Origin of the sequence: Chitinophaga sp. NPDC101104, assembly GCF_050277495.1 — a bacterium.
In the GTDB taxonomy this organism is placed as follows: Bacteria; Bacteroidota; Bacteroidia; order Chitinophagales; family Chitinophagaceae; genus Chitinophaga.
On sequence record NZ_JBNNSF010000001.1, the window covers coordinates 912,288 to 937,253 of the forward strand.

Here is a 24,966-nt window from a genome sequence, read left to right on the forward strand (position 1 = left end):
TGAACAAATCCTGACAAAATTATTTGGAAGTACAGATTCTATCCTTACATTTGTAGTGTACTAGTTAAATAGTACACTGTTCATCCACCTATAACTTTATCCAATGGTATCCCTTCAAAACATTGCCTATTCTTACCGGCGTGGGAAGCCGGTGCTCGGCGGGTTGAGCCTTACCCTGGCGCCCGGCCGCATTTACGGCCTCCTTGGCCGCAATGGCACCGGTAAAAGCACGCTGCTTTACCAGATGGCCGGTTTGTTGTTCCCCCAATCCGGTTCCTGCACGGTGTTTGGTTTTACGCCTTCGCGCAGGGAACCTGCTTTCCTGCAGCAGGTGTACGTGGTGCCGGAAGCGTTCGTTCTGCCCGACCTTTCATCCAACGCTTACATCCGTTTGCATGCGCCTTTTTATCCCACGTTCGATCATGCGCTGTGCACCAGCATTCTCCGGCAATTCGGAATTGAGCCAGATGATGAACTGGCCGGCCTCAGCCATGGCCAGCAAAAGAAATTCCAGATCGCCTTTGCCATAGCGACCGGCGCGAAGCTGCTGCTCATGGATGAGCCTACCAATGGGCTGGACATCCCGTCCAAACAACAATTCCGCAAAGTAGTGGCAGGCAGCTTGCGCGACGACCAGGTGATGGTGATCAGTACGCACCAGGTCCGCGATCTCGACAGCCTCATCGACGATGTGCTGATCCTGGACCAGGGGCGCATTGTGCTGCAGGCGCCGGTGTCGCGGATCACGGAGCGGCTCGTGTTCCGAAAAGTGAAAGAGCGCGCCGAAAGCGGGAAGCCGCTCTATGCCGAAGAAGCCCTCGGCGGATACGCCGTCATCGCCCGCAACACGACCGACGAAAGCTCGCGCCTCGATATGGAACTGCTGTTCAACGCGACGCTTTCCGGCGAAGCATCCATCCTCCCCATTCTTCAAGATTAAAATGCCCGTCATGCAATTTTCTTTGAAAAGGTGTCTGCACCTCATCAGATTGCAATTGGTTATGAACCGCAGATTGCACCTCTATACCCTACTCACGGTGGCCGGCCTGATGCTGGCGTATATGATGTATTATGTTTTTGCCGTACCGTTCGGGCTGCAGTGGGAAATGCAGGACCGGATCGCTTTTGAAGGCGCCATGCTGTTTATGCTGGTATCGTCCGGATATTACTGGCAGCTCGGCCGCACTTCGGCACGGCTGCGGGCCTTCATGCTGCCGGTTTCAACGCTGGAGCGGACGATAGGGGCTTTTGTCATGATTCTTGGGTTATATCTGGCAGCGTATTTATTGATCTTTCTGTTTTGCAATACACTTTGTTATCTGATCGGTAATTTTTTGCTTCACCAGGGCAACCGGTACGCTTACATTTTAGACGGAGATAGATTTCCGATGCTCTTTGTTGCAGGGTTCATGATGGTTGCAATCGGACTGGCGGCGGGTTTGACGTTCCGAAAACTGCCGGTAGTAAAAGCGGTATGCATTGTGGCGCTGATTTTCATCGTAGTGAACAGCGGTGGCGGATTGCTGGCGAAAACCCTCATTGAGCGGGAGCCGCAAAGGCATTACGTAATACCATACAACGGGGAGGAAATACTGGTGAAGGACCAATTCTTCCGCGCCAGCTTCGATCAATGGATCATTAAACCGGTAACCACCACCGGCGACACCGCAGATTTGCAAACCGTTCAGCGGCCTGCCTGGCTCAAAACCCTGGCGGATATAACGGCCTGTTCGGTCCCGTTTCTGCTGATCTGTTACATCTGGTTCAAAATGCGGGAATCCACTTTATAGATCTTTAATCCATTCTATGGAATTCAATAACCAATTGGCCATTTACCTTCAGATTGCAGAACATGTTTGCGACAGGATCCAGTTGCTGCAGTGGCCGGCCGGAGAAAAAATCCCGTCCGTCCGCGAGCTGGCCGTAAGCCTGGAAGTCAATCCTAATACCGTCATGCGCTCTTACGAACATCTGCAACAAATGGGCGTGATCCACACCCGGCGCGGATTGGGGTATTTCGTGAGTCCAGACGCGGTGCCGCGCATCGCGGCCGCGCGCAAGGAGCAGTTCATGCAGGAAGAGTTGCCCCAGTTTTTCAGGCGGCTGTTTTTGCTGGGCATCGAGCTCGATGAACTTAAAGAAAGGTACACCACATTCAAACAGCAGCACATCCATGTGCCATAAAATCCCATCCACATGAAAAAAAGCAATATTATCCTCACGATACTAATACTGATTCTCCCGGTCGGTATTTTATTAACGAACTTCACGTTACTGGCGGAATACAGGAAAAGAAACTTTGCGAAGCTGCCGATGGCGAAAGATGTGAAAATTGTAACGGAACTGCCCGATTTCCGTTATGTGTCGATCGACGGCAAGGTGAAAATGGAAGCCCGCATGCCGGCGGGAATGCAAAGCGATATAAAAGATGTAAGGGTGAGCGTAGGGCGCGTCCGTTCTTCGGCGATCCAAATCGAGGATTTTATGAAGGAATACGTCCGCACCCGGGTTTCCGGCGATACGCTGTATGTGTGGTTTGAAGCAAAGTACCCGGCGGAGTGGGGGCAAAGAAACAGCAGCCAAGCCGTTGTCATCTACAACTGCACACTCGCGGGCATCCGGGCCACTGATACCCATCTGAGCATCGACGAATGGCAGCAAGACGAACCGGTGGTCCTGCAGGTGTTCCGGTCCAAACAGTTGTACATGGGAAATATCCGCATGCCGAAAATGGACCTTACGCTGGATAATACGGAGATGTACCTGGGGCCCGCTCTGGTAGATACGCTGAGTTATTCGCTGGGGCCCGGTAGTTTTCTGAACTTGCAGCCTTCCCAGCGGGTAAAGGTGCTGGATGAAAAGTATGTCGATAAATCGGCGAAATTGCTTCCGCCAACCCCCTTAACGCTCCCGACGAGCTCGGAATAAAAAAAACGCCCGAAGTACCGGGCGTTTTTTTTATTCGAAGTGGAGATCAGAATTGTGTAGCCAGATAAGCCATCGTTCCCGCGCCGATTTCCAGTGCGCGTTCGTCGATGTCGAATTTAGGCGTGTGCACGCCGGAGCTGATGCCTCTCGCTTTGTTGCCGGTGCCGAGGCGGAAGAAGCAAGCGGGGATCACCTGCGAGTAGAACGCGAAATCTTCCGCGCCCATCCGCAGTTCGGTGTCCACCACGTTATCGGCGCCCAGGTAATCTTCTGCGAGTTTACGGGCGTTGGCGGTCACGGCTTCGTTATTGTACAGCGTGGGGTAGCCTACGAGGATGTCGATATCGATTTCCGCGCCCATGGCGTGTACCAGTTCGGTCGCCTGTTTGCGGATCAGTTCATGCGCCTTGAAGCGCCAGGTTTCGTCCATCGCCCGGAAAGTGCCCATGAGCTTCACTTCGCTGGGGATCACGTTGGTGGTGTGCCCGCCGTTGAAGGCGCAGATAGACAATACGGAAGGGGAGAAAGGATCGTTGTTGCGGCTGATGATCTGCTGGAGGCTGACCACCAGGTTGGAGGCGATGAGGATGGTGTCTGCCGTGAGATGGGGCGCCGCGGCGTGGCCGCCTTTGCCTTTCACGGTGATGTAGATCTCGTCGGCGCTCGCCATGTATTTTCCTTCCCGGAAGCCCAGGAGCCCCGTTTCCATCGCGGGGAGCACGTGGAGGCCGAGGATGGCTTCGGGTTTCGGGTTTTCCAGCGCGCCGTCCTGGATCATGAGGCTGGCGCCGCCGGGATGCTTTTCTTCGCCGGGCTGGAAAAGGATTTTCACGGTGCCTTCGAACTCGCCCCGCAGCTGCTGCAGGATGCGCGCGGCGCCGAGGGCCACGGTGGTATGCACGTCATGGCCGCAGGCATGCATGATGCCGGGGTTTTGTGATTTATAGGGGACGTCGTTCGCTTCTTCGATCGGCAGCGCATCGATATCGCCGCGCAGGGCGATGACCTTCTTGCCGGGGTTTTTCCCTTCGATAAGGGCCACTACGCCCGTTCCGGCTACACCGGCGCGGTAGGGGACGCCCCAGCTCTCGAGCTGCTGCTGAATGAATTTCGACGTTTCGAATTCCTGGAAGGATAGTTCGGGATGTGCATGCAAATGTCTTCTGCAAGCCACCAGGTCAGCGGCGTATTCGCTGGCCAGGGCTTTGATCCGCTCTTTCATTAATCTTCTTTTTCCGGTGATACGTTGATGATGGTAGGCACTACGAACGCGCCGTTGGGGAAGTATTCCGCCAGTTCCTTGCGCAGTTCGGTCGCCTCCTCGCGGGATTTGAAGTCGCCCACACGCACCTTGAAATAGGGGGCTTCGAAGTCGATGTAGGTCCGGTAGTCGGGATAGCGTTGCATCACGCGGGTTTTGGCCTCGTTGGCTTCGTTCCGCTTGTTGGTAGTGAGCACCTGAACGCGGAAGCCGGGCTGGTTGCGGATAGCCAGGTTGTTGATGTACACCTGTTTACGGATGAGGATGTCTATCCGGCTGTCTTTGGTCACTTTAACATTGCCTTCCTGCTGCACCGATTCCTGCGCGCGCAGGGCGGTAGCGGCGGATAAGAGCAACAGCAACAGGCAGCCTGTTCTTAACATCATATGTTTGGTTCGTTTGATGGCAAAATGGTTTTTCGGTCCCTATTGCAGGGCGGCCGCTTCTTTCATGATCGCTACACCGGCGCTCGTCCCGATCCGGGTAGCGCCTGCGGCGATTAGTTCCTTCGCGAAAGCAAAGGTACGAATCCCTCCCGAAGCCTTGATCTGAATATTGGCGGGGAGGTTTTTCCGCATGAGGGCTACCGCTTCCACGGAAGCGCCCTTCTCGGCGTAGCCGGTACTGGTTTTCACGAAATCGACCCCGTACTTCCCGTACAGCTCGCAGCATTTCACGATCTCTTCCTCCAATAATATGCCACTTTCGATGATCACCTTGATCTTGCGCTGTTTGTTCCGGATGATGGGCATGATGGTCGCGATTTCCTTTTCCAGGAAAGCCCAGTCGCCCCCGCGCACCGCGATGAGGTTGGCGACCATGTCCAGCTCGTCTGCCCCGTCGATAATGGCGAGCACGGATTCGGCTACTTTGGCTTCTATGGCGGAATAGCCGAAGGGGAAACCGATGACGGTGGCTATGGCGGTGGTGGTGCCGCCGAGGAAGGTTTTAGCCGTGCTCACGAAAGGAGGCGGCACGCACACGGCGGCGAAGTCGTATTCCACGGCTTCCATGCTGAGGCGTTTTACGTCGTCGAGCGAGGTAACGGGTTTGAGGACGGTATGGTCGATGTACCGGTTAATGTTCATTTTTTGAAGGGTGTTTTCCAAAAATAAAAAAACGGAGTTACGCAGGATGGTCCCGGGTAACTCCGTTGGTTATTTTACGCAGCGGGAGCTTATTGTTCTTTCCCGTGACAGTTTTTGAATTTCTTGCCGCTACCGCAGGGGCAGGGATCGTTCCGGCCTACTTTGGGGCCTACGCGAACGGGTTCCTGTTTGGGTTCGTCCATGGCAGGCGCGTAATCTTCGCGGCGGGCGGAGGCGGAGCCTTGCTGTTGCTGCGGTGCGCTGTGGCCGTTGGAAGCGTCCGGGTCCTGGTGCGAGGCGCGCATGTGGCTCATGTCGGTTTTTTCTTCATGGCCTTCGGTGATCTGCGCGTCTTCTTCGGCCTGCTGACCGGGGATGCCGGCCTTGCAAAGGAAGGAGACGATCTCTTTGGAGTTTTCGGCGCTCATCTGTTTGAACAGCTCGAACGCTTCGAATTTATAGATCAGCAGCGGGTCTTTCTGTTCGTACACGGCGCTCTGAACGGACTGTTTCAGGTCGTCCATGGCGCGGAGGTGCTCTTTCCAGGCGTCGTCGATCAGGTTGAGGGTGATGGAACGCTCGAGGGCGGAGATGGTCTCCTTGCCCTGGGTATCCACCACTTTCCGGAGGGGCGCCAGCACGTGGAGGCCGCGGCGGCCGTCCGTGAACGGGATCGAGATGTTCTCGATATGCTGGCCCTGCTCTTCGAAGATCTTTTTGATAACGGGATAAGTACCGGTCACCACCTCGTTGGTACGGCGGTGGTAATTGGCAACCGCTTCACCGTAGAGCTTTTCAGCTATTTCCTGCACGTTCCCTTTCTGGAATTCGTCTTCGGAAATCACGGTGTCTATCGCGAAGTTCTTGATCACTTCCAGTTTGAACGCTTCGAAATCGCCGGTGGCGCGATGCGTGTTTACCAGGTTGTCCGCTACTTCGTAGAAAGCATTGTCGATATCGATGGCGAGGCGTTCGCCGAACAGGGCGTGGTTGCGTTTGGAGTAAATGACCGTACGCTGCTTGTTCATCACGTCGTCGTACTCGAGGAGGCGCTTACGGATGCCGAAGTTGTTCTCTTCCACTTTCTTCTGCGCCCGTTCGATGGAGCGGGTGATCATGCTGTGCTGGATCACTTCGCCTTCCTTGTAACCCATACGGTCCATGAGCGCGGCGATACGGTCGGAGCCGAACATGCGCATCAGGTCGTCTTCCAGCGATACGAAGAACTGGGAAGTACCGGGGTCGCCCTGGCGACCGGCACGGCCGCGCAACTGGCGGTCTACACGGCGGCTTTCGTGGCGTTCGGTACCGATGATGGCGAGACCGCCGGCATCTTTCACGCCGGGCCCCAGCTTGATGTCCGTACCACGGCCGGCCATGTTGGTGGCGATGGTCACGGCGCCGGGCATACCTGCTTCGGCCACGATCTGGGCTTCACGGGCGTGCTGTTTGGCGTTCAGTACGTTGTGGGGGATTTTTTCGAAGGTCAGCATTTTACCGAGGAGCTCAGACACCTCTACGGAGGTAGTACCTACCAGTACGGGGCGGCCGGCTTCTTTCAGTTTCTTGATCTCTTCGATCACGGCGCGGTATTTATCGCGCTTGGTTTTATATACGAGGTCTTCCGCGTCTTTCCGGGTGATCGGCAGGTTGGTGGGGATGGTTACCACGTCCAGCTTGTAGATTTCCCAGAACTCACCGGCCTCGGTAGTGGCCGTACCGGTCATACCACCGAGTTTGTGGTACATACGGAAGTAGTTCTGCAGGGTAATGGTGGCGAACGTTTGGGTGGCGGCTTCCACTTTCACGTTTTCCTTGGCTTCGATCGCCTGGTGGAGACCGTCGGAATAGCGGCGGCCATCGAGGATACGGCCCGTCTGTTCGTCCACGATCTTCACTTTCCCGTCCATCACTACGTATTCCACATCTTTTTCGAAGAGGGTGTACGCTTTGAGGAGCTGCTGAACGGAGTGGATGCGTTCCGATTTTACGGCGAAGTCCTGGAGGAGCTGGTCTTTCCTGGCCATTTTTTCTTCCGTGGTCAGGTCCATTTTTTCCAGTTCCGCGATTTCGGAGCCTACGTCGGGCATCACGAAAAACGCGGGATCTTCGCCGGCGCCGGTGATGAGGGCGATACCTTTATCGGTGAGGTCTACGCTGTTGTTCTTTTCGTCGATATGGAACAGGAGGCCTTCGTCTACCTTGGGCATTTCGCGCTGCTGGTCGGCGATGTAATAGTTCTCCGCTTTCTGCTGGAGCACTTTCATGCCGGGCTCGCTGAGGTATTTGATGAGGGCGCTGTTTTTCGGAAGGCCGCGATGGGCGCGCATGAGCGCGAGGCCGCCCGTTTTCGGGTCGTCTTTCCCTTCGGCGATGAGTTTCTTGGCTTCGAGGAGGCTGGAGGTCACGATCTTGCGCTGCTCTTCCACCAGCCGCTGGATGCGGGGCTTCAGGGCGTGGAATTCCTGCTCGTCGCCACGCGGGATGGGGCCGGAGATGATGAGCGGGGTACGCGCATCGTCGATCAGTACGCTATCCACCTCATCCACCATGGCGAAGTGATGCTTGCGCTGTACCATTTCTTCGGGGCTGTGCACCATGTTATCGCGCAGGTAATCGAAGCCGAATTCGTTGTTGGTACCGTAGGTAATGTCTGCCTGGTATGCGTTGCGGCGCTCGAAGGAGTTGGGCTGGTGCTTGTCGATGCAATCCACGGTGATGCCGAGGAATTCGAACAGGGGACCGTTCCATTCGGAGTCACGGCGGGCGAGGTAATCGTTCACGGTCACCACGTGCACGCCTTCGCCGGTGAGGGCGTTGAGGTAAGCGGGGAGCGTGGATACGAGGGTTTTACCTTCACCCGTCGCCATTTCGGAAATTTTACCCTGGTGGAGCACGATACCGCCGATCAGCTGCACATCGTAATGCACCATGTTCCAGGTCACTTCCGTACCACCGGCGATCCAGGAATTCTTCCAGGTCACTTTGTCACCTTCGATGGTCACATAGTCGCGCAGTACGGCGAGGTTGCGGTCCATTTCGGTGGCGGTGGCGGTGATGGTGGTATTTTCTTTCAGCCTGCGGGCAGATTCCTTCACTACGGCAAATGCTTCTGGAAGGATCTGGAGGAGGACTTCTTCTATTTTCTTGTTACGATCTTTCTGGAGCTTGTCGATCTCGCGGTAGACGAGATCTTTGGTGTTCACGTCCTCTTCGGACTCTGCGGAAGTTTTCTTCTCTGCGATCTCCCGGTCTATTTCGGCCAGGTGCGCCTTGATACGGGAACGGAAAACCTGCGTTTTGCCACGCAGTTCGTCGATAGGCAGGGATGACAGTTTTTCATACTCCTCGTTGATCTGCTTCACCATGGGAAGGATCAGCCTGATGTCTCGCTCAGACTTGTTTCCTCCGAAAAGCTTTGTTAAAAAACCTAGCATGTTAAAATTTTCGATGTCTAAAAGAATAAAGGAACCTGGTTGCGGGGGAAATATAGTCAAATATTAAGCCCGGATGCCAGGTTGTGACAAGGTGGCAGGAGCGGGCCTGCGGACCAAGGCTGGTAAAATTAGGAATTTTTGGGGGATGACCGTATCAAATCCCGGAAAAATTAAGCCTGCCGCGGTATTTCTGCCGTTTGGAAGGAGAAAATGCAGGATTTCTGCGGACGGGAGACACCCCCGCCCACAGAAGCCCTTTTTACACCCCGGTTCCCCATCCCCGACTTCCTTAAAAAAAATAATTAGTGTTGGATAGACACTATCCCACAAAAAATGACCACATTCGTGTCCGGTATTTTCCGCTTTTTCATCATAAAAAGTAAGAAATGTGGAAATACTTTTTATAAATTTAAAGGTTTTAATCACCGTATTAGATTTTTACAAACAACACGTCTATGAAGCAGATACAGCCTAAGAGTCTTTTCGTTGCCAGCTGCCTGGCCCTGCTTGTCACTTCCTTATCCTTCGGGATTCGCGCCGGCATCCTCGGACAGCTGGGCGTGCAATTCCATCTGAATGCCCAGGAATTATCCATTATCGCCGGTACTGCTTTCTGGGGTTTCCCGCTTGCCGTTGTGCTGGGCGGTTTCATCGTAGATGCCATCGGCATGAAACGCTTGCTCATCGCGGCATTCGTGCTTCACTTGCTCGGCATCCTCCTCACCATCGCCACCCCTTATTTCAGCTCCGGTTTCTGGCCGCTGTTCATCTCCACCCTGTTCATCGGTATGGCGAACGGTACGGTGGAAGCCGCCTGCAACCCGCTCGTAGCCACCATCTTCCCCGACAATAAAACCACCAAGCTGAACCACTTCCACCTCTGGTTCCCCGGCGGTATCGTAGTAGGCGCGCTCGTGGTATTCCTGTTCAAGGAGCTCGGGCATGCCGACCTCTGGCAACTGCAGGTAGGCCTCATGATCATCCCGACGCTGCTGTACGGTTACCTTTTCTCCAAGCTGGACTTCCCCGTTACGGAGCGCGTGGCTGCAGGGGTTTCCAACGCACAGATGTACCGCTCGGTAACCAGCCCGCTGTTCATCTTCATGTTCATCTGCATGTTCGGCACGGCCATCACGGAGCTCTTCACCAACCAATGGATCGAAATACTGCTGAAAAACGTGACGGAAAACGGTATCCTCATCCTGGCGCTCACCGCCGGCGTGCAGGTGCTGGGCCGTGCGGTGGCAGGGCCTATCGTTCACCGGTTGTCGCCCACCGGCGTGCTGTTCATTTCAGCGATTTTGTCGGCCCTCGGGCTCTATCTCATGGGTAGCCAGTCTGGCAGCATGCTCTTCGTAGCCGCTGTCATTTTCGGTCTTGGCATCACTTACTTCTGGCCTACCATGCTCGGGTTCGTTTCTGAAAACATCCCGGAGTCCGGCGCGCTCGGCATGAACCTCATGGGTGGCGCGGGTATGTTCGCCGTATCTATTTATATGATGTTCATGGGTGGTTTCTACGATAGCATCATCGGGAAGAACCTCCCCGCCGGCGGCACGCTCGATACCTTCCGCTCCGCCGCTCCCGGCACCGCCGAAGCAGCGGCCTACGCGCAGGCACAGGCGGTCGCAGGTCCGGAAATCATCAACGTGACTCTCGTGATACCGCTGATACTCATCGTTGCCTTCGGCGGCCTTTATTTTTATATGAGAGGCAAAAGCAAACAACAATTACAAACTGCATAAACGTATCTGAAACTATATAGTATGAACAGGAAACTCAGAATGGGAATGATCGGAGGCGGGAAAGACGCCTTCATCGGGGCCATCCACCGCATCGCGGCGAATATGGACGGGCTCATCGAACTGAAAGCAGGTGCCTTGAGCATCAACCCCGAAGTGGCCGAAGACTCCGGGCGCTCGCTCTTCCTGGATAGCGATCGCATCTATACGGACTTCAAAACCATGCTCGAGAAGGAAGCGGCCATGCCGGCTGAAAAGCGGCTGGACTTCATCACCATCGTAACCCCCAACTTCGCACACTTCGAGCCGGCCATGATGGCCCTCGATAAAGGGTTCCACGTCGTGATCGAAAAGCCCATCACCTTCACCCTCGACGAAGCCAAACAACTCAAAGCCAAGGTGGAGCAGACCGGCCTCAGCCTCCTGCTCACCCACACCTATACCGGCTACCCCATGGTGAAACAGGCCCGCCAGATGGTAGCCAACGGCACCCTGGGCAAAATCCGCAAAGTATGGGTAGAATATCCGCAAGGCTGGCTGTCCAAGCTCAGCGAGCGCGAAGGCAACGCACAGGCTGCCTGGCGCACCGACCCCAAGCGCTCCGGTAAAGCCGGCGCCATGGGCGATATCGGCACCCACGCATTCAACCTCGCCGAATACATCACCGGCGATACCGTGGAAAAACTCTGCGCAGACAACCACATCATGGTGCCCGGCCGCCTGCTCGACGACGATGGCGCCGTGCTCATGCGCTTCACCAACGGCGCTGCAGGCGTACTGATGGCCTCGCAGGTTGCTGCCGGGGAAGAAAATGCCCTCAAAATCCGTGTATACGGAGAGAAAGGCGGTATGGAATGGGCACAGCACGAGCCGAACACGCTCATCGTGCGCTGGCTCGACAAGCCCGCCGAAATCCTCCGCGCAGGTGCCGGAAACCCGCACCTCAGCTCCTTCGCCACCCACAACTGCCGTACGCCGGGCGGCCACCCCGAAGGGTACCTCGAAGCATTCGGCAACCTGTACCGCAACTTCGCACTGTCGCTCCAGGCCCGTATAGACGGTACCGAAGCGCCGAAGGAAGCGCTCGACTTCCCCTCGGTGAACGAAGGTGTACGCGGCATGGCTTTTATCGATAATGTGGTGAAAAGCTCCGCCAGTACCGAAAAATGGACGACCTTCGAAATTTAGGTCGCCTTTTCGAAGCAATTGCGGAAATTGAATTTTATTAATCTGATAAGGAAAAGCATATGAAGACGATCAAAGGGCCCGGCATTTTCCTGGCGCAGTTCCTGGACGACAAAGCCCCTTTCAATACCCTCGAAGGCATCACCAAATGGGCTGCCTCCCTGGGTTTCAAAGGTGTGCAGATCCCCACCTGGGACGCCCGGATGATAGACCTGAAGAAAGCCGCCGAGAGCCAGACTTATGCAGACGAGATCAAAGGCATCGTGCAAAGCGCAGGGATGGAGATCACCGAGCTGTCGACCCACCTGCAGGGCCAGCTGGTGGCCGTTCACCCCGCCTATAACGAACTGTTCGACGGGTTCGCTCCCCCGGAACTGCGGGGCAGCGCCAACGTGAAGGCCCGTACGGAATGGGCCGTTCAGCAATTGAAATACGCCGCCAAAGCGAGCCGCAACCTGGGCCTGAACGCCCACGCCACTTTCAGCGGCGCGTTGCTCTGGCAAACGGTATACCCCTGGCCCCAGCGCCCCGCAGGGCTGGTGGAAACAGGGTTCAGGGAGCTGGCCGACCGCTGGCTGCCGATCCTCAATGAAATGGACGCGAACGGCGTGGACCTCTGCTACGAGATCCATCCGGGCGAAGACCTGCACGACGGCATCAGCTACGAGCGGTTCCTCGCTGCCACCGGCAACCACAACCGCGCCTGCCTTTTGTATGATCCCAGCCACTTCGTGCTCCAGGCCATGGATTACCTCGAATACATCGATATCTACCACGAGAAAATAAAGATGTTCCACGTAAAAGACGCGGAATTCAATCCCACCGGCCGCTCCGGCGTGTACGGCGGGTACCAGTCGTGGATCGACCGGCCGGGGCGTTTCCGCTCCCTGGGCGATGGACAGGTGGATTTCAAGGCGGTGTTCAGCAAGCTGACCCAATACGATTTCGCCGGCTGGGCCGTGATGGAATGGGAATGCTGCATGAAGCACCCGGAAGACGGGGCACGCGAAGGCGCGCCGTTCATTAAGGAACATATCATCCGCGTCACCGAAAAAGCGTTCGACGATTTTGCCGGAACAGGTGCGGATGAAAACCTGAACAGACGTATATTAGGGCTGTAATGGCTTTGCAATAACGATTTTCTAAAGACTTTAAAACTCAGTAAACGATGAAGAAATTATTCTTGATGCCGGTGGTAATTGGTTCCGTAGTGTTCATGGCAGCATGCGGCGGCGGCGGTGAAGAAAAGAAAGCCGAAGAGAAGGCATCTCAAGAAGCCCCGGCTCCCGCGGCAGACAATTCCATGGTAGCCGACGTGGCCGGCAAAGGAAAGGAACTGATGGCAGCGCAGGATTGCGCCACCTGCCACAAGGAAACCGAAAAAGTGATCGGGCCCGCCTTCAAGGATATTGCCGCGAAATATCCCAACACCCCGGAAAACATCGCCACGCTGGCCGACAAGATCATCAGCGGCGGTTCCGGTAACTGGGGCGAAATTCCCATGGCTCCGCACGCCGGCATTTCCAAATCCGACGCGGAAGAAATGGTGAAGTACATCCTGACTGTTAAATAAGAAACAACCCTATAAACAGTTCAACAATGACGAAACGTATATTATCCACCGTTATGCTGATCGGCGCCTTGTCTGCCGGCACTACCGCTTTCGCGCAGGAAGCCACGCTTTCCAAAAAAGAACAGAAAGCCGGCTGGAAACTGCTGTTCGATGGTAAAACCACCAACGGCTGGCGCGGCTACAAAACCCAGGAAGCCCCCGGCGCCTGGAAAGTGGAAAACGGCGCCCTCTTCCTCGACACCGATGCCAAAAAAGCAGGTGCCAAAGGCGGTGATATCATGACAGCCGAGCCGTACGAAAACTATGAGCTCGAACTGGAATGGAAAATCTCCGAAGGCGGCAACTCCGGCATCATCTTCAGCGTGCATGAAGACCCGAAATTCGGCGCCACCTACCAAACCGGTCCCGAAATGCAGGTGCTCGACGACGACAAGCATTCCGACGGCAAAATCCACAAACACAACTCCGGCGATCTCTACGATCTCATCGCTGCTCCCGCCCGCTACGCCAAACCGGTAGGCCAATGGAACACCGCCAAGATCATCAAGAAAGACGGCAAACTGACCCTCGTCTTCAACGGCCACAAAACCGCAGAAGTAACCATGGGTTCCGAAGCATGGGATAAACTCGTTGCCGGATCGAAATTCAAAGCCTGGGATGGCTTCGGCAAATTCCAGAAAGGACACATCGCCCTGCAAGATCATGGCGACAAAGTTTGGTACAGAAACATCAAGATCCGCCAACTGTAAGCCTTAACACATGATGCGCTACAAATATCTCTTCCTCCTCTGCGCCGTGGTTGCCGTCTCCACCGGCCTGGTGGCTTTCAAAAAAGCAAAGCCCCGCCTGCTCGTTTTCTCGAAAACAGCAGGATTCCGACACGATTGCATCCCCGTGGCCAAAGTGGCCATGCTGAAGCTGGGAGCGGAAAACGGTTATGAAGTGGATACCACCGAAGACGCATCCCTGTTCACCGCTAAAAACCTCGCCCGGTACAAAGCCGTCGTGTTCCTGAACACCACCGGCGATGTCCTCAACGATGATCAGCAGTCCGCCCTGGAAGGCTACATCCGGAAAGGCGGCGGGTACGCGGGCGTGCATGCGGCCACCGATACGGAGTACGACTGGCCCTGGTACAACCAGCTGGTTGGCGCGTACTTCCTCAGCCACCCGCACCAGCAAACCGCTACGCTCAACGTAGTGGACAGGAACCACCCCGCAACGGCCCACCTCGAGCCTACCTGGGTGCGCAAAGACGAATGGTACAACTTCAAAAGCATCGTGCCCGGGCTGAACGTCCTCATCAAAATCGATGAAAGCTCCTACGAAGGCGGCAAGAACGACGGCAACCACCCCATGAGCTGGTACCGCGAGTTCGACGGCGGCCGCACCTTCTACACCGAGCTGGGCCATACCAAAGAGTCGTACAGCGAGCCCGCTTTCCTCAAACACATCCTCGGCGGTATCAACTACGCCGCAGGAAAGAAGAAGTAGGCAACCATGCATAACTTACCGGTAGAGACGCTTCCATGCGTCTCTACTTGCTTTTAAATACCACGTTTACTATCGATTAATTGAACGATACCATGAAGCATATCACATACCTGCTCGTCTTTATCGTTGCGGCAACCATGCTCAGCTGCAGCAAAACCCGGCCCGGAAAAGCGAAAGTGCTCGTCTTCTCCAAAACCGCCGGATTCCGCCACGCCTCCATCCCCGCGGGCATCGAGGCACTCCGGAAAATGGGCGCCGAAAATAATTTCGACGTCGATACCACCGAAGATGCCGGCAAATTCACGGAGAACAACCTCAAACAATACTCCGCCATCATCTTCCTCAACACCACCGGCGATGTCCTCAACACCGCACAGGAAGCGGACTTTGAACGGTACGTACAATCCGGCGGCGGCTTTGTGGGCATCCACGCGGCCACCGACACCGAGTACGACTGGGCCTGGTACGGCAAACTGGTAGGCGCCTACTTCTCCGACCACCCGGCCGGCACCCACAAAGCAAAACTCATCGTTACCGACAAAAGCCACCCGTCCACCGCCAACCTCCCCGACACCTGGGAGCACACCGACGAATGGTATAACTTCAAAAACGTGAACAAGGAGACGAAAGTGCTCATGAAAGTCGACGAATCCACCTACGCCGGTGGCAAGATGGGCAACGACCACAACATCTCCTGGTACCACGAATACGACGGCGGCCGCGCGTTCTACACCGAACTTGGCCATACGGAAGAATCCTACAAGGAAGAAAACTTCCTCAAACATGTGCTCGGCGGCATCCAGTACGCCATCGGCAAAAACCTCGAACTGGATTACGCCAAAGCCAAATCGCTCCGCGTGCCGGAAGAAGACCGCTTCACCCGCCAAACCCTCACCAGCGGCGAGTTCTTCGAGCCCACCGAAATGGCCATCCTCCCCAATCTCGACATCCTCGTTGCACAGCGCCGCGGCGAACTGATGCTCTACAGCAACGCTTCGCAGAAACTTTCCCAAGTTGGCCTGCTGCACGTGTACCATAAAACGGAAGTCCCCAATGTGAACGCGGAAGAAGGGCTCATGGGCCTCGCCGCTGATCCGGACTACGCGAAAAATAATTACATCTACCTCTTCTATTCGCCCACCGATACTTCCGTGAACCGACTCAGCCGGTTCAAATTCGTGAACGGCCAGCTGGACATGCAATCCGAAAAAGTGATCCTCCAGTTCTACTCCCAGCGCGATATCTGCTGCCACACCGGCGGCTCCATCGCGTTCGGTCCGGATGGCTTGCTGTACGTTTCCACCGGCGACAATACCACGCCGTTCGACGAAGCCGGACAGCCTTACGTGAGCAAAGGCTACGGGCCTGTAGACGACCGTCCCGGCCACCAGCAGTACGACGGCCGCCGCAGTTCCTCCAACACCAACGATCTCCGCGGTAAAGTGCTGCGCATCCGTTTGAAGGAAGACGGTTCTTACGAAATCCCCGAGGGCAACCTTTTCCCGGTAGGCACCGCGAAAACGAAACCCGAGATTTATACGATGGGGACCCGCAACCCGTATCGCATTTCCATCGACCGTAAAACGAATTTCCTCTATTGGGGCGAAGTGGGGCCCGATGCGGCGAACGACGATTCCACCCGCGGCCCGCGCGGTTACGACGAAGTGAACCAGGCGAAGAAGGCCGGCTATTACGGTTATCCGCTGTTCATCGCCGACAATAAACCGTACCGCGCTTACGATTACGCTACGGGCGTTTCCGGGCCTTACAACGATCCGAAGAAGCCCATCAACAATTCCCGGAACAATACCGGTCTTACCGAACTGCCGCCCGCGCAGCCCGCGTTCATCTGGTACCCTTACGGCAAATCGGACGAGTTCCCGCTGGTGGGCACCGGTGGCCGTAATGCAGAAGCAGGGCCGGTGTACTACAGCGAATTTTATCCGAAAGAAACCCGCCTGCCGGATTACTACAACGGCAAACTGTTCATCTACGATTGGATCAGGGGCTGGGTGATGGCCGTTACGATGGATAAAGACGGCAATTATGTGAAAATGGAGCGCTTCCTGCCATCGCAGAAATTCAACGCGCCGATCGATATGGAAATGGGCCCCGACGGGAAACTGTACATCCTCGAATACGGGAATGGCTGGTTCTCCAAAAACGCCGACGCAGGGCTGGTCCGCATCGATTACAACGGCGGCAACCGTGCGCCGAAAGTGAAAATGGAAGTGGAAAAACTGACCGGTGCACTGCCGTTTACCGTGAAAGCTTCTGCCGAAGGTTCCGTTGACCCCGACGGCGACGCGATCACCTACACCTGGAATTTCGGGAACGGCAATAAGAAAGAAACGAAAACGCCTTCGGCGGAATTCACTTACACCACCGCCGGTGAATACCCGGTTTCGGTGGAGGTGACCGACGACAAGGGCGCACATACCCTGAGCCAGACCATCCAGGTGTATGCGGGGAACGAAACGCCCACTGTTAACATCCAGGTGAAAGGCAACAGCATGTTCTATTTCCCCGGAAAGAAAGTGGATTATGCGGTGGAAGTGGCGGATAAGGAAGACGGGCAGTCCGCTGCCGGTGGTTTCGACGCCGCCAACCTGTACGTGAAAGCGATTTATATGGAAGGGCGCGACAAGGCAGCGATGTCTCAGGGCCACCAGATCATCTCCGGTGCGATCGCGGGGAAGAACATCATGGAATCTTCCGATTGTAAAACCTGTCACAAGCCGAACGAGAAATCCATCGGGCCGAGCTTCGTTGAAGTGGCGAACAAGTATAAGGCCGATCCGAAATCGCCCGACTACCTGGCCGACAAGATCATCAAAGGCGGCGGCGGTGTCTGGGGCGAAACGGCAATGGCCGCGCACCCCGGCATTTCTCACGGCGAAGCCAAACAGATCGTGGAATACATCTTCTCCCTGGCGGGCGGCGCCAAACAGGACCCCTCGCTGCCGGCGAGCGGCAGCCTGAACGCAACATTGGGCAATGAAGTGAAAGACAGGGGAATCCTTTACCTGATCGCCACTTACACCGACAAAGGCGGTCCCGGCATCCGGCCGATTACGGGGACAGCCAGCGTGGAACTGCGCAACCCGAAAATCCAGGCGGAAAGCTACAAGGAGTCTGACGGTGCGAATGCCGTGGAGATCGAAGGGATGAAACTGCTGGTGCCGGGCGCCAATACCTGGGCGGCATATCCCAACCTCGATCTGACCGGTGTTTCCGGCATCGAAATGACGTACTTCGTGCGGGAAATCCCTGCTCACGGCTATACCGTTTCCGCGCATTTGGACAGCCAGTCGGGCGCGGCGCTTGGCAGCGTAACGATCGGCAAGGGCGCCAAAGCGGGCCAGCCGAACGTGGCGAACATTTCCTTCCCGGCGATCGCCGGCGGGAAGAAGCAGTCGTTGGTGCTGGTGATCAAGGCGGCCGATCCGGCCGAGCAGACGCCGGTGGCGATCGATTACTTCAGATTGCAGGCTAAATAAGTCAGGATCAGATCATAACGAAAAAGCCGTCCCGAGTGTAGCAGGACGGCTTTTTTTATGTTTCAGGGTGAAGGGGGAAATTTATGCTGACAGTATGGTTATAGTACGGTTACAGTACGGTATCCCTACTATATCCCTACTGTATCTATACTGTTAGCGGGTAGGGGCTAGTCCTGATATAGGGTTTGCAAATGGCTTTTGCGGCACCGCCTCGGTTTTTGGGCGTTGTGCGTGGATCGCCAACATTGCAAAAAGGGCCGTACCTATTGAGATACAGCCCTTTTGAATGCTTTTTTGGTGGAAGGGATTACCCGATTTTCATCATCTTTTTGCGCATTTTCTTGGCTTTTTTCTGGCTGGAGTGCACGAAATTGACAAGTAATGCGATGATGAGGATGAAGAGCCCGAAGAATTCGCGGGTGTCTTCGATCCAGGGGGTGGATGCTTTCATGGTGCCGGCGATGTTTTGGGCCTGGTGCTCGGTTGCCCAGCTGAGCACGCCGTCTTTCTCGAAGAAGAGGAAGGTGGCGTAGGCGAGGAAAACGAGGATGCCGAAAAGGTACCAGCCGCGATAATAGCGGCGGGTGGCGGCGAGGCCGCAGAGAACGGCTCCGAACAGGTAAATGGGTATCCAGATGTAGGGGTCCGGATCGTTCCACTGAAGGGCGGCGAACAGCACAAACATTACACAGCAAAACACATTGAAAATCTTCATCATGCTAAATGGTATATCCGATAAACTTACGGAAATTCCAGCAGTTAAACTAAACTGGAAACACTAGATAAACACGCGGAAAAAAAAGTCGGACGGAAGTTTGCGGTTGTTAAATTAATGTTATAATTTTAGAACGTAAGGACGGACCCATTGTACGGAACTTTGCATGAACACCGATCTAAGCTGATTACGAGGAGGCCAACAAACTTATTTGCCTTTATAAATTCCACCTCAGCATAGTTGAAAATATTGCCGACACCGGCTCCCGTTCAGCGATAACCCATGCAAAATCGTTTTTCCTGAAGGAAAAGTTAAAATTTTCACACCTTCAGGTGAGCGCCGAACAATATTTAATCCTTATATTGCAAAAGAATTAGGGCCGGAACCGGAAACCTCCGGCCATTTTTCCTGCTAACCCTGACAAAAATATTGGGGCACCACCCCTGAAGAATATCCTGGTTACTAATCAGGTTTTAGAATGGCGGAAGGAGAGGCACTAGTTGCCTCTCTTTTATTTTTGGTCATGGGCATCGCTGATCACAATCAGCAGCAGGAACACCGATTATTATTTATTTTAGCTGCATGGGATACGCATACGAAGCACCGGGTACAGCCGCAGTTTTAGCAGAGATCATTCAACAGCAGGTCCCCGAAAAGGGTAAGCAATGGATAGCCGGCCAACTGGAAGCCTGGCAAACGAAGGGCACTCTTCAAACTTTCAATATCGCATTCACCGCCGCCCCCAGGTTCCTGGGGCGCGACGAAATTTCCGTGCCTCCCGCCGCACGCGAAGCCCTGCTGCCCCGCTCGGTAGACGGTTACACCGCCGATCGCCTTTTCCGCACCTGGTGGCTCCTGCAATTGCCGGTTACCGACCAGGCCGCCTACGTGCAGGCCGTCGAAAACCTCTTCCTCGCCGGGGAAATGTACGAGCTCACCGCCCTCTACGGCGCCCTCCCGTTCCTCGCTTTCCCGGAGGCCTGGAAACTCCGCACCGCCGAAGGCATCCGCTCCAACATCGGCTCCGTACTCGAAGCCATCATGGTCCGCAACCCTTACCCGGCGCAGTATCTAGACGAGCCCGCATGGAACCAGCTCGTCATGAAAGCCTTCTTCACCGACAAACCCGTTCATCTCATAACCGGCCTCGACCAACGTGCAAACCCGGAACTGGCCCGCATCCTGCGCGATTTCTCCCGCGAGCGCCGCGCCGCCGCACGCCCCGTTCCGCCCATGCTCTGGCGCCTCGTTGGCCCGTTCATCGATAAAGATAACTTCGAAGACCTCGAACGCGCCTGGTTCTCAGAAGTGCACGCCGAACGCGAAGCCGCCGCACTGGCTTGCCACCTGTCAACCTACGCGCCGGCCAGGCAACTGCTCGAAACCCGCGCCGATATGGCTGCGGAAATACAGCAGCAGCAATTGACCTGGGACACCGTTGCCGCCCGTGTAAATGGTTATTAGGTGTTACGCCCGGTAACGCCCGTTTTATTAATTTAATCGCAATCGTAATTCGTACTTATATGTGTTGTAATGCTCAGCTGACGGAAAAGGATTTAGTCCCGCAATCATATGACCCGGCCTTCCTCGATGCCATCAAAGGCATGCGGTTCTTCGACCCGCACGTTCATATGACCTCGCGGACCACAGACGATTACCAGGCCATGGCCGATGCCGGCGTGGTCGCCATCATAGAACCGGCCTTCTGGCTCGGGCAACCGCGGACCGGTATCGATACCTTCCGCGATTATTTCAGCAGTCTGATCGGATGGGAACGCTTCCGCTCCTCCCAGTTCGGCATCAAACATTACTGCACCATCGGCCTTAATTCCAAAGAAGCCAACAACGAAAAACTCAGCGAACAGGTGATGGAAATCCTCCCGCTGTTCATTTACAAGGAAGGCGTTGTAGGCGTGGGCGAGATCGGGTTCGACGATCAGACCGCGCTGGAAGAAAAATATTACCGCGCACAGCTGCAGCTCGCCAAAGAAGCCGGGCTGCCCGTGCAGATCCATACACCGCACCGCGATAAAAAACAGGGCACCACCCGCAGCATGGACATCGCCATCGAAATGGGGCTCGATCCCGGCATGGTGATCGTTGACCACAACAACGAAGAAACCGTGAAAGAAGTGCTGGACCGTGGTTTCTGGGCGGCCTTCACCATCTACCCGTTCACCAAAATGGGCAACGAGCGGATGGTAGACATCGTGAAACAGTACGGTACGGAGCGCATCATGGTGAATTCCGCGGCAGACTGGGGCATCAGCGACCCGCTGGCCGTTCCGAAAACCGCGGCGCTCATGCTCGAAAGGGGCATATCCAAAGAAGATATCGAAATGGTCACCTATCGCAACGCCATCACGGCTTTCGCGCAGAGCGGCCAGATCAACGTAGCGGATTTCGAAAGGCCCGCGGAAATCGACCAAAGCCTGAAATTCAATGGCAGCACCGTTTTGAGAGGCGGTCAGCAGCCAAGACCAAACAAACAATCCACGATCATACGATAAGAAACCGACCGAATTTTATCGTATCGTATTGAAAACCTGGGAAAAGCGTGAACTATATCCTTAGCAAACTGCTGGGCTACCTCCGGCTTATGCGGCCGGCCAATATCCTGACCGCCATTACCGACATCATTGCCGGCGCGGCCATCGTAGGCTTTTTTGAACATGGGCTGAACGATCTGCAATCCATCCTCCAACTGGGATGCCTCGTGATCGCCACCATCGGGCTGTATGGCGGGGGCGTGGTTTTCAACGACGTGTTCGATGCGAAACTCGATAAGGTGGAACGCCCGGAAAGGCCTATCCCCAGCGGCGTCATCTCCATCACCGAAGCCAGCGTGCTGGGCGGGTACCTCCTCGTGGTAGGGATCCTCGCCGCTTTCACCGTCAGTAGTTTTTCCGGCTGGATCGCGGTGCTGACCGCCGTTTCGGCCCTCGTTTACGATAAATGGGCAAAACATCATTCCGTGCTCGGCCCCTTGCTGATGGGCGTTTGCCGCGGCCTGAACCTCTCGCTCGGGATGAGCGTTTACCTCGTTTCCCTCCAGGGAGATTTTCTCTGGTGGATCGCCGTTGTGCCGGTAGCGTACATCGCGGCCGTAACGATGATCTCGCGGGATGAAGTGCACGGCGGCACAAAAACACCGCTCATGCGCGCGGCGGTCACCTACGCGCTCGTGATCGGGGTCATCGGCTTTTTCAGTTACATGACCGGCCAGTGGCTCACCGTCCCCCTGTTCCTCGCTTTCTTCGCCTGGCTCATTTATAAACCGCTCCTCAAAGCGATGAAAGAGCCCACCGGGCCCAACATCGGGAAGTCCGTCAAATGGGGCGTACTGGGCCTTATCGCCATGAACGCCGCCTGGACGGCCGCCTTCGCCGGCTCCCCCTACGGCCTGGCCGTGCTCGCCTTCCTCCCGCTGTCCATCTTCCTCGGTAAACTCTTCGCAGTTACCTGATCCACGGCTATTATCAGCCATGGCGCACCCACGGGATTGCGGAGGTTCCCGCCGTTTCCCCCGTTCATCCGTCCCCCTTTCACATCCGCCATTTTATTGTTGTTCCGGTAGTCCCGTTTTCGTACTTTTAACCGTTTTAAACCGTCCCGCAAACACCGGGACTTCAGGAACTTTTGCTATGGCGTTTATTCAACAATCATTCAGTGTTGCGTTCGAGTATAAGGTTTTTTTCACGGAGCACCTGTTCAGTACAGACAACCGGGTTTTCGCACAATTCCTCGAAACCCGTGCAGAGAAAGGCTTTCGTAAGAAATTACTTTTCATTGTAGACGATGGCGTTTCCAGCCGGCACGATTACCTGCAGGAGCAGATCACGGCCTATTGCGCCGATATCGAAGGGTTCGAACTGGTGGAAGACGTGATCGTGGTACCGGGAGGCGAAGCTTCCAAAAACGATCTCCAGCTGTTCCACTGGCTCGTGAACGCGGTAGACCAGCATGCCATCGACCGTCATTCCTATATCGTAGCCATCGGCGGCGGATCCGTGCTCGACCTCGTAGGGTATGTAGCCGGCGTGAGCCACCGTGGCGTTAAACTTATCCGCATTCCCACCACCGTGCTCTCCCAAAACGATTCCGGCGTGGGCGTGAAAAACGGCATCAACTATCACGGCAAAAAGAACTTCCTCGGCACTTTCGCCCCGCCCGCGGCCGTTTTCAACGATGCGCATTTCCTTACCACGCTCGATGAGCGCGACTGGCGCAGCGGTATGGTGGAAGCGGTGAAAGTGGCGCTCATCAAAGACGCCGCCTTCTTCGACTGGATGGAAGCGAACGCCGCACAACTCACCGAAGCGGAGCCGGCAGCCCTCAATTACCTTATTCACCGCTGTGCGGAACTGCATATGCAACATATCGGCGGCGGTGGCGATCCGTTCGAAAGCGGCTCTTCCCGTCCGCTGGATTTCGGCCACTGGAGCGCGCACAAGCTCGAACAGCTCACCGATTTCGAACTGCGCCACGGCGAAGCCGTGTCTATCGGCATCGCGCTGGACAGCGTGTATTCCTGGCTCACCGGTCTGCTGGACCCCGAAAGCCTGGAACGCATCATCCAGCTGCTGAAAGCCCTGCGCCTGCCGCTTTATCATCCGCTGCTGGAGATCGAAGACGACGAAGCGCCCATCGTGGCCGGCCTGCAGGAATTTCGCGAGCACCTCGGCGGCAGGCTCACCATTTCCCTCCTCGAAGCCATCGGCAAAGGTAAGGAAGTGCATTCCATCGACGTCAACAACCTCCGCAAAGCCGTGAACATGCTGCGCGACAAATGGTAGCAGCGCAACCGTAAACGGCCCCGTCAACAATAAACAACATGGAAACACCATTCGGGCATCTGACCTATTGCACCAATATTCACTCCGGCGAAAGCTGGCCAGATCATTTCGGGCAACTGCGCCGGTTCATCCCCGCCGTGAAAGCCGAAGTGAGCCCCGGCAAGCCTTTCGGCATCGGGCTGCGGCTCAGTAACCTCGCCAGCCTCGAACTGTCGAAAGCGCCCGCGCTGGAGGAATTCCAACAATGGCTGCAGGAAAACGACTGCTACGTTTTTACCATGAACGGTTTCCCCTTCGGCGGATTCCATCACGAACGCGTGAAAGACCAGGTGCATACGCCCGATTGGTCCACCGCCGAACGCGCCGCTTACACCGCCCGCCTGTTCCGCATTCTGGCCGCTTTGCTGCCGGAAGGGATGGAAGGCGGCATCTCCACTTCACCGCTGTCTTACAAGTTCTGGCACCGTTGTGAAGAAGAAAGGAAATCCGTGACCGAAGGCGCCACTTTCAATATGCTGCTCGTCGTGGAACAGCTCATCCAGGTGCATCAGAACGGGGGGCCGTTGCTGCATCTCGACATTGAGCCCGAGCCCGACGGCCTCCTGGAAAATTCGAAAGAGTACCTGGACTGGTACTTCCAATACCTCCTGCCCGCCGGCGTGATGCTGTTCACCGAAAAGTTCGGTTTCAGCGAAGAAGAAGCCACACTCGCCATCAAACGGCACGTGCAGCTTTGCTACGACGTTTGCCACTTTGCCGTGTCTTACGAAGACCCGCAGGTAGTGCTGGAACGCATGCAGTTTTTCGGTTTGAAAGTCGGGAAGATTCAGATCAGCGCCGCGCTGAAAGCCTTGCTGCCAAAAGGCGACAGGGAAAATGTGGTGGCCGCTTTCCGGCAGTTCAATGAAGCGGTATACCTCCACCAGGTGATCGCCCGGAAAAGCGACGGCGATAAAATCCATTATCCCGATCTGCCGGAAGCCCTCGCGGAAGCAGGACGCGAAGATGTGGAGGAATGGCGCGCGCACTTCCATGTGCCCGTATTCACCGGCGAATTCGGCGCCCTCAGCTCCACGCGCGACGATATCGTTCGCGTGCTTTCGCGCCAGCAATCCAAACCCTTCACCACACATCTCGAAGTGGAAACCTATACCTGGGAAGTGTTGCCAGCCGGCCTGAAGCAGGAAATGGGCGCATCCATCTCCCGGGAACTGAAATGGGTGATGAAACAGCTGGACATTTAGATC

The 24,966-nt window shown here is 55.6% G+C and carries 22 protein-coding genes; 16 read left to right on the plus strand and 6 right to left on the minus strand.

The genetic code is table 11. The annotated features are described in order from the left end of the window. Positions 1-103: 103 nt before the first annotated feature. The 4 genes from ACQKLP_RS03890 to ACQKLP_RS03905 are packed head-to-tail and all read left to right on the plus strand — an operon-like array spanning position 104 to position 2,928. The gene (locus ACQKLP_RS03890; RefSeq protein ID WP_427320238.1) at positions 104-940 is read left to right on the plus strand and encodes an ATP-binding cassette domain-containing protein; all 837 of its coding nucleotides are present in this window, start codon (positions 104-106) and stop codon (positions 938-940) included. A gap of 10 nt (positions 941-950) precedes the next feature. Beyond that, on the plus strand, positions 951-1,790 hold the full coding sequence (locus ACQKLP_RS03895; RefSeq protein WP_427320240.1) for a hypothetical protein: 840 nt from the start codon (positions 951-953) through the stop codon (positions 1,788-1,790). Positions 1,791-1,806: 16 nt separating this feature from the next. Continuing rightward, entirely contained in the window at positions 1,807-2,184 is a 378-nt protein-coding gene (locus ACQKLP_RS03900; RefSeq protein WP_427320242.1) for a GntR family transcriptional regulator, read from the plus strand. A gap of 12 nt (positions 2,185-2,196) precedes the next feature. Continuing rightward, positions 2,197-2,928: a hypothetical protein gene (locus ACQKLP_RS03905; RefSeq protein WP_427320243.1), complete on the plus strand. Its 732-nt coding sequence runs from the start codon at positions 2,197-2,199 to the stop codon at positions 2,926-2,928. Between the two features lie 46 nt (positions 2,929-2,974). Here ACQKLP_RS03905 and ACQKLP_RS03910 read toward each other — a convergent pair whose 3' ends face one another. From ACQKLP_RS03910 to ACQKLP_RS03930, 5 genes are all read right to left on the minus strand, one after another. Then, positions 2,975-4,150, minus strand: a complete 1,176-nt coding sequence (locus ACQKLP_RS03910; RefSeq protein ID WP_427320245.1) for a M20 metallopeptidase family protein — start codon at positions 4,148-4,150, stop codon at positions 2,975-2,977. After that, positions 4,150-4,575 carry an SPOR domain-containing protein gene (locus tag ACQKLP_RS03915; RefSeq protein WP_341842736.1) on the minus strand — a complete coding sequence of 142 codons (426 nt, stop codon included), beginning with the start codon at positions 4,573-4,575 and terminating at the stop codon, positions 4,150-4,152. The genes ACQKLP_RS03910 and ACQKLP_RS03915 overlap by 1 nt, the downstream gene beginning before the upstream one ends. A gap of 39 nt (positions 4,576-4,614) precedes the next feature. Further along, on the minus strand, positions 4,615-5,277 hold the full coding sequence (deoC, locus tag ACQKLP_RS03920; RefSeq protein ID WP_427320247.1) for a deoxyribose-phosphate aldolase: 663 nt from the start codon (positions 5,275-5,277) through the stop codon (positions 4,615-4,617). A gap of 89 nt (positions 5,278-5,366) precedes the next feature. Next, a complete protein-coding gene (gene secA / locus ACQKLP_RS03925) occupies positions 5,367-8,714 on the minus strand; it encodes a preprotein translocase subunit SecA (protein WP_427320249.1) in 3,348 nt (1,115 codons plus the stop codon). 63 nt (positions 8,715-8,777) lie between these two features. Then, entirely contained in the window at positions 8,778-9,140 is a 363-nt protein-coding gene (locus ACQKLP_RS03930; protein ID WP_427320251.1) for a hypothetical protein, read from the minus strand. A gap of 29 nt (positions 9,141-9,169) precedes the next feature. Between ACQKLP_RS03930 and ACQKLP_RS03935 the strand changes: the two genes are divergently transcribed. The 7 genes from ACQKLP_RS03935 (at position 9,170) to ACQKLP_RS03965 (ending at position 18,208) form a co-directional block, all read left to right on the plus strand. Continuing rightward, on the plus strand, positions 9,170-10,459 hold the full coding sequence (locus tag ACQKLP_RS03935) for an MFS transporter (protein WP_427320253.1): 1,290 nt from the start codon (positions 9,170-9,172) through the stop codon (positions 10,457-10,459). Between the two features lie 21 nt (positions 10,460-10,480). Next, positions 10,481-11,644 carry a Gfo/Idh/MocA family protein gene (locus ACQKLP_RS03940; protein WP_427320255.1) on the plus strand — a complete coding sequence of 388 codons (1,164 nt, stop codon included), beginning with the start codon at positions 10,481-10,483 and terminating at the stop codon, positions 11,642-11,644. Between the two features lie 59 nt (positions 11,645-11,703). Next, positions 11,704-12,762, plus strand: coding sequence for a sugar phosphate isomerase/epimerase family protein (locus ACQKLP_RS03945; RefSeq protein WP_427320257.1), 1,059 nt, complete (start codon positions 11,704-11,706; stop codon positions 12,760-12,762). Positions 12,763-12,809: 47 nt separating this feature from the next. Beyond that, complete coding sequence (locus ACQKLP_RS03950; protein ID WP_427320259.1) at positions 12,810-13,214, plus strand: c-type cytochrome; 405 nt, start codon at positions 12,810-12,812, stop codon at positions 13,212-13,214. 26 nt (positions 13,215-13,240) lie between these two features. Then, positions 13,241-13,963 carry a 3-keto-disaccharide hydrolase gene (locus ACQKLP_RS03955; RefSeq protein WP_427320261.1) on the plus strand — a complete coding sequence of 241 codons (723 nt, stop codon included), beginning with the start codon at positions 13,241-13,243 and terminating at the stop codon, positions 13,961-13,963. 10 nt (positions 13,964-13,973) lie between these two features. Further along, positions 13,974-14,708 carry a ThuA domain-containing protein gene (locus tag ACQKLP_RS03960; RefSeq protein WP_427320263.1) on the plus strand — a complete coding sequence of 245 codons (735 nt, stop codon included), beginning with the start codon at positions 13,974-13,976 and terminating at the stop codon, positions 14,706-14,708. Between the two features lie 92 nt (positions 14,709-14,800). Next, on the plus strand, positions 14,801-18,208 hold the full coding sequence (locus tag ACQKLP_RS03965; RefSeq protein ID WP_427320265.1) for a ThuA domain-containing protein: 3,408 nt from the start codon (positions 14,801-14,803) through the stop codon (positions 18,206-18,208). A 307-nt stretch (positions 18,209-18,515) separates the two neighbouring features. Here ACQKLP_RS03965 and ACQKLP_RS03970 read toward each other — a convergent pair whose 3' ends face one another. After that, positions 18,516-18,926, minus strand: a complete 411-nt coding sequence (locus ACQKLP_RS03970) for a transmembrane 220 family protein (protein ID WP_341842747.1) — start codon at positions 18,924-18,926, stop codon at positions 18,516-18,518. A 579-nt stretch (positions 18,927-19,505) separates the two neighbouring features. Between ACQKLP_RS03970 and ACQKLP_RS03975 the strand changes: the two genes are divergently transcribed. The 5 genes from ACQKLP_RS03975 (at position 19,506) to eboE (ending at position 24,963) form a co-directional block, all read left to right on the plus strand. Then, a complete protein-coding gene (locus ACQKLP_RS03975; protein ID WP_427320268.1) occupies positions 19,506-20,387 on the plus strand; it encodes an EboA domain-containing protein in 882 nt (293 codons plus the stop codon). Positions 20,388-20,446: 59 nt separating this feature from the next. Further along, entirely contained in the window at positions 20,447-21,433 is a 987-nt protein-coding gene (locus ACQKLP_RS03980) for a TatD family hydrolase (RefSeq protein ID WP_126244915.1), read from the plus strand. Positions 21,434-21,480: 47 nt separating this feature from the next. Then, positions 21,481-22,389 (plus strand): UbiA-like protein EboC, encoded by a 909-nt coding sequence (gene eboC / locus ACQKLP_RS03985; protein ID WP_427320270.1) that lies wholly within the window; start codon positions 21,481-21,483, stop codon positions 22,387-22,389. 178 nt (positions 22,390-22,567) lie between these two features. Further along, complete coding sequence (locus tag ACQKLP_RS03990; RefSeq protein ID WP_427320272.1) at positions 22,568-23,719, plus strand: 3-dehydroquinate synthase; 1,152 nt, start codon at positions 22,568-22,570, stop codon at positions 23,717-23,719. A 38-nt stretch (positions 23,720-23,757) separates the two neighbouring features. Next, positions 23,758-24,963, plus strand: a complete 1,206-nt coding sequence (gene eboE / locus ACQKLP_RS03995) for a metabolite traffic protein EboE (RefSeq protein WP_427320274.1) — start codon at positions 23,758-23,760, stop codon at positions 24,961-24,963. Positions 24,964-24,966 lie beyond the last annotated feature (3 nt).